This is a genomic window from Chromobacterium sp. FG89 (genome assembly GCF_057808735.1).
In genome coordinates this window covers 1-7,714 of sequence record NZ_JBMDIQ010000050.1, presented here as the reverse complement: position 1 = coordinate 7,714, position 7,714 = coordinate 1, and the positions used below count along the sequence as shown (strand labels likewise).

The window sequence follows — 7,714 nt, the reverse complement described above, 5'->3', positions numbered from 1 at the left end:
CGGAGTTCCACATCAAGCCGAACAAGGACGCGGGGTATGAGCCGGTGGCGATGGTGCTGGCGGAATCTCAGCGTTTGGGTGTGACTAAATTGGGCATCGTGGGCTCCGAGCAGTTTGTGCAGTGATCCCGCGAGTCCGGCCAAGGCACGCTTTATATAACTTGTCTTGATTCATATATTGTCTTTGTCATGAAATTGATGTTTGACCCTTTGTGAGGAAAAGGCAGCCTTCGGGCTGCCTTTATTTCGCAATTGTGAGCCGGCCCGGCATTTTCACCGGAACCAAAACAAGGAAAACAGGGCCGCAGAGAAATGGAGTGAAAGGAACCCCGATGAAAATGAAGTTAGCCCTGATGGCCGCCAGCTTGTTGCTGGCTTGGCAAGCGCAAGCCAGCGCCGTGTCCGGCATCGACAAACAGCATTTCGACAGCGCGGTGCGTCCGCAAGACGATATCTATCACGCGGTCAATGGCGCCTGGGTCAAGCACGCGGTGTTGCCGGCGTCCGAAGACAACGACGGCGCTTTCAAGCAATTGCGCGATCTGAGCCTGGAGCGCAGCCGCAAGCTGATAGAGGAGGCTGCCGCCAAGCCGAAGGCGTCGGCTGAGGCGCAAAAGATCGGCGATCTGTATCACAGCTTCATGGACGAGGCCGCACTGGACAAGCTGGGCCTGACGCCGATGCGCGGCGAACTGACGGCCATCGCCGCCTTGAAGGATAAGAGCGCCTTGGCGGCCTGGATGGGCGCGGCGCAGGGCTTGGGCGTGCAACAGCCCTTGGCTTTTTACGTTGAAGCGGACGCCAAGGACGCGCGCCAATACCTGGCCGGCCTGTATCAGAACGGCCTGAGCATGCCGGACCGCGACTACTATCTGGGCAAGGACGCGCGCTTCGAGAAGGCGCGCCAGGCTTATCGCGCCTATCTGGTCAAACTATTCAAGCTGGGCGGCTACGCCGACGCGGAGCAGCGCGCCCAGCGCGTGTTCGCGCTGGAAACCACGCTGGCGGAAGCCCAGTGGAGCAAGGTGCAGAACCGGGACCCGCAAAAGACTTACAACAAGATGAGCGTGGCCGAGCTGAAAAAGCGGGCGCCGGGCTTTGACTGGCAGGCTTTCCTGGATGCGGCCGAGGCCGGCGGCATCAGCGCCGTCAACGTCAATCAGCCCAGCTATGCAGAAGCCTGGGCCAAGCTGGCGGCCGCGTTGCCGCTGCAAGACTGGCAGGATTATCTGACGGCGCAGACGCTGGACGCCTACGCGCCTTATCTGGACGGCGTCCTGGCGCAAACCCGTTTCGATTTCCACGGCAAGGCGCTGGCCGGCACGCTGGAGCAACAGCCGCGCTGGAAGCGCGGGGTGAAGGCGGTGGAGGGCAATCTGGGCGAAGCCCTGGGCAAGCTCTATGTGCAGGCTTACTTCCCGCCGGAGTCCAAGGCCAAGATGGAAGCGCTGGTGGGCAATCTGATGAAGGCCTACGCCCAGAGCATAGACACGCTCAGCTGGATGAGCCCGGCCACCAAGAAGGCCGCGCAGGAAAAACTGTCCAAATACATGCTGAAGATAGGCTATCCCAACAAGTGGAGAGACTACGGCGGCCTGGAGATCAAGCGGGACGATCTGGTGGGCAATATCAAGCGCGGCTCGATGTTCGAATACCGCCGCATGCTGGCCCGCTTGGGCAAGCCGGTGGACCGCGAGGAGTGGGGGATGACGCCGCAAACCGTCAACGCCTACTACAACCCGTCGCTGAACGAAATCGTGTTTCCGGCCGCCATTCTGCAGCCGCCGTTCTTTGACGCCAAGGCGGACGACGCCGCCAATTACGGCGGCATCGGCGCGGTGATCGGCCATGAAATCAGTCACGGTTTCGACGATCAGGGCAGCCAGTTCGACGGCGACGGCAATATGCGCAATTGGTGGACGGCGGAAGACCGGGCCCGTTTCGACCAGCTGACCGGCAAGCTAGTGGCGCAGTACAGCGGCTACGAACCCTTGCCGGGCAAGCATATCAACGGCGAACTGACGCTGGGGGAGAACATCGCCGACAACGCCGGCCTGCAAATCGCCTACAAAGCCTACCTGCTGTCCCTGGACGGCAAGCGCGCGCCGACGATAGACGGCATGAGCGGCGACCAGCGTTTCTTCTACGGTTTCGCCCAAGTGTGGCGCACCAAGATTCGCGACGAGGCCTTGTTGTCGCGTTTGGTGACCGATCCGCATTCGCCGGGGGAATTCCGCGCCATCGGCGCGGCGAGCAATAGCGACGCCTTCGCCGAAACCTTCGAGGTCAAGCCCGGCGACAAGATGTTCAAGCCCCAGGACGAGCGCATTCGCATTTGGTAAGCGCCGGCGCAATGCCCGCCGCGCGTCGGCGGGCAGGAAAAAGCCGGGATCTCCCGGCTTTTTCAATGGCAGGCGCGTAGCACGGCTGCAATCTGGCGGGCGCATAGTGACTTGGGCGGGCTAAAGTCCAGATTGCGGCCCGGCGGTCTCGGTCCCGGCCGAGGGCTCGGAGCAAAAACTCTAAAAAAATGGATTTTCCCACAATGCGGGGGGATAATGCCCGCCAGCATTCAGGAGAGATAGGCTGATTTAATGAAGTGCGTTGACGATTTCAGACTGCGGCTGGGCAAGCAGGAGCTGGTGCCCATCATGATAGGCGGCATGGGTGTGGACATCTCCACCTCGGCGCTGGCGCTGGAAGCGGCCAGGCTGGGCGGCGTGGGCCATATTTCCGACGCCATGGTGCCCACGGTGACCGACCGCCGCTTCAACACCAAATACGTCAAAGACAAGCTCAAGCAGTACAAATTCAATGTCGAGAACAGCGACAAATCCGTCGTGCAGTTCGACTTGGGCCTGCTGGCCGAGGCCACCCGCATGCATGTGGGCAAGACCATGGAAGCCAAACGCGGCGACGGCCTGGTCTTCATCAACTGCATGGAAAAGCTGACCATGAACGCGCCCAAGGAAACCTTGCGCACGCGCATGCACGCCGCGCTGGACGCCGGCATCGACGGCATCACCCTGGCCGCCGGTCTGCACCTGGGCTCCTTCGCGCTGATGGAAGACCACCCGCGCTTTCGCGACGCCAAACTCGGCATCATCGTCTCCTCGCTGCGCGCCCTGCAGCTCTTCCTGAAAAAGAGCGCGCGCAGCAACCGCTTGCCGGACTACGTGGTGGTGGAAGGCCCGCTGGCCGGCGGCCACCTCGGCTTCGGCATGGACTGGGCGCAATACGATCTGGCCGCCATCGTCATGGAAATCCGCGACTGGCTGCGGGCGGAACAACTGGATATCCCGCTGATTCCGGCCGGCGGCGTGTTCACCGGCAGCGATGCGACTCAGTTCCTGGAAATGGGCGCCGGCGCGGTGCAGGTGGCCACCCGCTTTACCGTGGCGCGCGAATGCGGCCTGCCGGAGAAGGTGCAGCAGGAATACTTCAAGGCCAACGAGGACGACATCGAAGTCAACCAGCTGTCGCCCACCGGCTATCCGATGCGGATGATCAAGCACTGTCCGGCCATCGGCGACGGCATCCGGCCCAATTGCGAGGCCTACGGCTATCTGCTGGACGCCAAGGGCGGCTGTTCCTATATCGAGGCCTATAACCGCGAAGTGGCGGCCCACCCCGGCGAGCGCCGCATCAAGGTGTGGGACAAGACCTGTTTGTGCACGCAGATGCGCAATTTCGATTGCTGGACCTGCGGCCACAACGCCTATCGTCTCAAAGACACCACAGTCCGGCGCGAAGACGGCGGCTATCAACTGCTCAGCGCCGAGCACGTGTTCCACGACTACCAATACAGCAAGGATCACAAAATCGCCTTGCCGGAGCTGGAGAGCATTGTTCTGGCTTGAGCGGAACAAGACGCGGCAGACTAAAAACCGGAAGCGAGGCTTCCGGTTTTTTTATGTGTTACGTATTTTCACGTAGTTACCTTGTGATTGTCATTATTTAAAATGGGGACATAAATACCATTTAAATAATTTAAAATAATCACTCTAAGTCTCCGTGAACCATACCCTGATTCAGGCCGCCGTTTTGGGCGGCTTTCTTGTTCCCGCCGCCGGAGCCGCCGCGCTGGATGAACACATTCTTCGGCATCAGCAACAACAACTAGAGCAGCAGCGGGAAGAGCTGCAACGGCGGCCCGACGTGCTCCAATCCCCATCCGCGCCCAGTCCCGCCGCTCTGCCCGCCGCCGCGGGGGCTCATGAAGGCGCGTGTTTCATGGTGAGGCAAATCGCGCTGGAGGGCATGCCCGTCGCCTGGCGCGGCTGGCTGCCTGCGGCGGCGGCCCGCTGGCAAGGCCAATGCCTGGGCTTGGCCCAACTGGACCAAGTGGTGGCGGAGCTGAGCAATGCGATGGTGGAGCGCGGCTATGTCACCAGCCGGGTGTATCTGCCGGAGCAAAACCTGACGCAGGGGCGCTTGCGGCTGGCGGTGGTGCCCGGCCGCATCCATCAAATCCGGCTCAAGGAAGGGCCGGGCGACCGCGGCCTGGCGTCCGCCTTTCCGCTTGGCGCCGGCGACATTCTCAATGTGCGCGCGCTGGAGCAGGGGCTGGAACAGCTGGGGCGGGTGCCCACCCAGCAGGCGACGATGGAAATCGTCCCCGGAGAACAGCCGGGCGAAAGCGACGTGGCGGTCAGCCGCAGCCGCGCGCGCCAGCTGACCGGGCAACTGAGCCTGGACGACAGCGGCCAGCCCGCCACCGGCAGGCTGCAGAGCAACGCCAGCCTGCTGCTGGGTGGCGCCACCGGCTTCAACGATCTGCTGTCCCTATCCTGGAGTCAGGACGCCGAGCATATCGCCCACCCGCTGAGCCAGGCGCATACCGTGTCCTGGCTGCTGCCCTGGGGCGATTGGACCGCCTTCGCCAGCTATAGCGCGTTCGCTTACCGGCAAACGGTGAAGGGCGTCAACCAATCCTTCTCTTCCAGCGGCCATAGCCGCAATACCCTGCTATCGCTGGCGCGCTTGCTTCACCGAGACCAGAGCAGCAAGACCGAACTCAAGGCCAGCCTGACCCGCAAGGCCTCGCGCAGCTTTATCGAAGACGCGGAAATCGCGCAGCAGCGCCGCGATCTGACCATCGCCGGCCTGGAGCTGAGCCATCGCCGCTATCTGGGCGAAGCGGTGCTGGACGCCTCGTTTAGCTATCAGCGCGGCATCGGCGGCTGGGGCGCGCAAAACGAGGCGCAAACCGCCGCCTCCGGCTTCACCGCCCGCCATGAACTGTTTCAAAGCCGTCTGGCCTTGCAGCTGCCGCTGCGCTTGGGCAGCCAAACCTGGCGTTGGAGCAGCGAGCTGCGCGGCCAGTACAGCGCCGATCCGCTGCTGCCCTCGGAACAGTTTTCCATCGGCAGCCGTTACACCGTGCGCGGCTTCAACAGCAACAGCCTCAGCGGCCGCGGCGGCTTGTATTGGCGCAATGAGTTGAGCGCGCCGCTGCCGGCCTTGGCCGGCGCGCAGCTGGAAGGCTATCTGGGCTTGGACGCTGGCCGGGTGTCGCATCCGGCTTACGCCGACGACAGCAGCCGCAGCCTTTCCGGCTGGGCCGCCGGCCTGCGCGCGCAGTTGGCGGGCAAACTCAGCGCCGAACTCAGCCACGAACGCGCAATGCGCCAGCCGCAAGGCTGGAACCGGTCCGCCATTACCCATTTCAATCTGACCCTGCTCTGGCAATAAGCCCGTTTTGCCGAGCTCCCGGCCTTGAGCGTGCGTTCAAGGCCGGGCCCTGTCCCGTTTCGACGACGCCATCATGAACAAAACACTCTATCGCATCATCTTCAACCAAGCGCGCGGCCAACTGATGGCGGTGCAGGAAACCGCAAGCGGGCAGGGCAAGGGCGGCGGCCGCGGCCAGAATGCGGCGGAGGCGAGATTCGCCGCCGCGCGCAGCTTTGGCTTCAAACTATGCGCGCTGTGGGTGGGCGTCGGCCTGGGCAGCGTCGCGCTGGCGGCGGACATCGCGGCGGATCCCGGCGCGGCGGCCGGCAAACGGCCGACGGTGATTCAGGCCAACAACGGGTTGCCGGTGGTGCAGATCGCCGCCCCCACCGCCGCCGGCGTGTCCCACAACCAGTACCAGCAGTTCAACGTCGGCCCCAAAGGGGCGGTGCTCAACAACAGCGCGCAAGTCGTCAATACCCAGCTGGCCGGCTATGTCGGCGGCAATCCCAATCTGGCCGGCGGCAGCGCCCGCATCATCCTCAACGAAGTCACCCACGCCAACCCCTCGCAGTTGAACGGTTATCTGGAAGTGGCGGGCCAGCGCGCGCAAGTGGTGGTGGCCAACCCATGGGGCATCAGTTGCAGCGGCTGCGGCTTCATCAATACTCAGCAAGCGATGCTGAGCACCGGCACGCCGCAACTCAACGCCCAGGGCGCGCTGACCGGTTTTCAGGTCAACGGCGGCGCCGTCAATATCAGCGGCGCCGGCCTGAACGCCGGCAATGTCGATAAATTCGCCATCATCAGCCGCGCCTTGCAAGTGAATGCCGAGCTGCACGCCAAGCAGTTGGAGCTGGTGCTGGGCCGCAACCAGGTGGACGCCGACACCCTGCAGGCGCGACCGCTGGCGGCCGACGGTTCCGCCGCGCCGGCCTTCGCGCTGGACGTGGCGCAACTGGGCGGCATGTACGCCAACGCCATCCGCCTGGTGGGCACCGAGGCCGGGGTGGGCGTCAAGCAGCAAGGCGAGATGGCGGCGCGGGCCGGCGATCTACAGCTGAGCAGCGCCGGCGACCTGGTGCTGAAGGGCAAGACTTTCAGCCAGCAGGACATCAAGCTCAACAGCGGTGGCAAGCTGGAACACAGCGGCCAGACCCGCAGCCAGGGCGCCTTGCAAGTGACCGCCGCCGACACGGCCCAACTGGAAGGCAGCCTGACGGCGGGCGGCGCGCTCGGCATTGAAGCGGCCGCGGTGGCGGGCAAGGGCAGCGTAGCCGCCGGCGCCCAAGCCGACGGCAAATTGGGCGAGGCCGGCGCGCTGACGCTGCGCAGCCGCGAGGGCCTGGATTTCCATGGGGAGCTGTTGGCCGGCGGCGAGGTGAGCATTCAGGCAGGCAGCGTCCAGTTGCAGGGGGCGGTTGTAGGCGCCCGCCACGGCGATTTGCGGGTGACGACGGGCGGCGAGTTGAATGCCTCGCAAGCCAAGCTGGGCGCCCGAGGCCTGGCCCGCATGCAAGCCGGCGAGGACATCAAGCTGCAAGAAAGCGCCTTGAGCGCCGGGCAGTTAGAACTGCAGGCGAGGGCGCTGGACAACCGCGGCGGCCTGATCGCGCAAAGCGGCGCGGCGGCCGGCTCCGTACGCTTGCAGCGCGTGTTGGACAACCGCGACGGGGTGATCTCCAGCCGGGGCAAAACGCTGGACGTGGAGGCTGCGGCCATCGACAACCGGCATGGCGAGATCAGCCACGCCGGCGCGGACACGCTGCGAGTGAGCGCGGACAAAATCGACAACCGCGAGCAAGGCAAGCTGCACAGCGACGCCAAAGCCGAGCTCAAGACGGCGGAGCTCGACAACGCGCAAGGGCGATTGACCGCCTTGCAGGGCCTGAGTCTTAGCGCCAGCGGCGCGCTGCGCAACAATGGCCTGCTCGGCAGCGACGGCCAGTTCAAGCTGACGGCTGGGCAGCTGGAGAATGGCGTGGGCCTGATCCAGGCGGGCAAGGATTTGCAACTGACGGCGGCCAGCGTCAGCAACG

Annotated in this window: 4 protein-coding genes; all 4 read left to right on the top strand. The window is 64.1% G+C overall.

All coding sequences use genetic code 11. From position 1 onward, the window contains the following. Nucleotides 1-331 precede the first annotated feature (331 nt). Nucleotides 332-2,341: a M13 family metallopeptidase gene (locus ACODRW_RS24040; protein WP_488906882.1), complete on the top strand. Its 2,010-nt coding sequence runs from the start codon at nt 332-334 to the stop codon at nt 2,339-2,341. A 252-nt stretch (nt 2,342-2,593) separates the two neighbouring features. Further along, nucleotides 2,594-3,859 carry a nitronate monooxygenase gene (locus ACODRW_RS24035; RefSeq protein WP_488906881.1) on the top strand — a complete coding sequence of 422 codons (1,266 nt, stop codon included), beginning with the start codon at nt 2,594-2,596 and terminating at the stop codon, nt 3,857-3,859. 373 nt (nt 3,860-4,232) lie between these two features. After that, complete coding sequence (locus ACODRW_RS24030) at nt 4,233-5,693, top strand: ShlB/FhaC/HecB family hemolysin secretion/activation protein (RefSeq protein WP_488906880.1); 1,461 nt, start codon at nt 4,233-4,235, stop codon at nt 5,691-5,693. 73 nt (nt 5,694-5,766) lie between these two features. Continuing rightward, on the top strand, nt 5,767-7,714 hold a 1,948-nt coding region (locus tag ACODRW_RS24025; protein WP_488906879.1), incomplete at its 3' end, for a two-partner secretion domain-containing protein.

Bases quoted from the DNA above. Each gene is read 5' to 3' on its own strand.
- ACODRW_RS24040 (WP_488906882.1), top strand. From the start codon at position 332: ATGAAAATGAAGTTAGCCCTGATGGCCGCCAGCTTGTTGCTGGCTTGG.
- ACODRW_RS24035 (WP_488906881.1), top strand. From the start codon at position 2,594: ATGAAGTGCGTTGACGATTTCAGACTGCGGCTGGGCAAGCAGGAGCTG.
- ACODRW_RS24030 (WP_488906880.1), top strand. From the start codon at position 4,233: ATGGTGAGGCAAATCGCGCTGGAGGGCATGCCCGTCGCCTGGCGCGGC.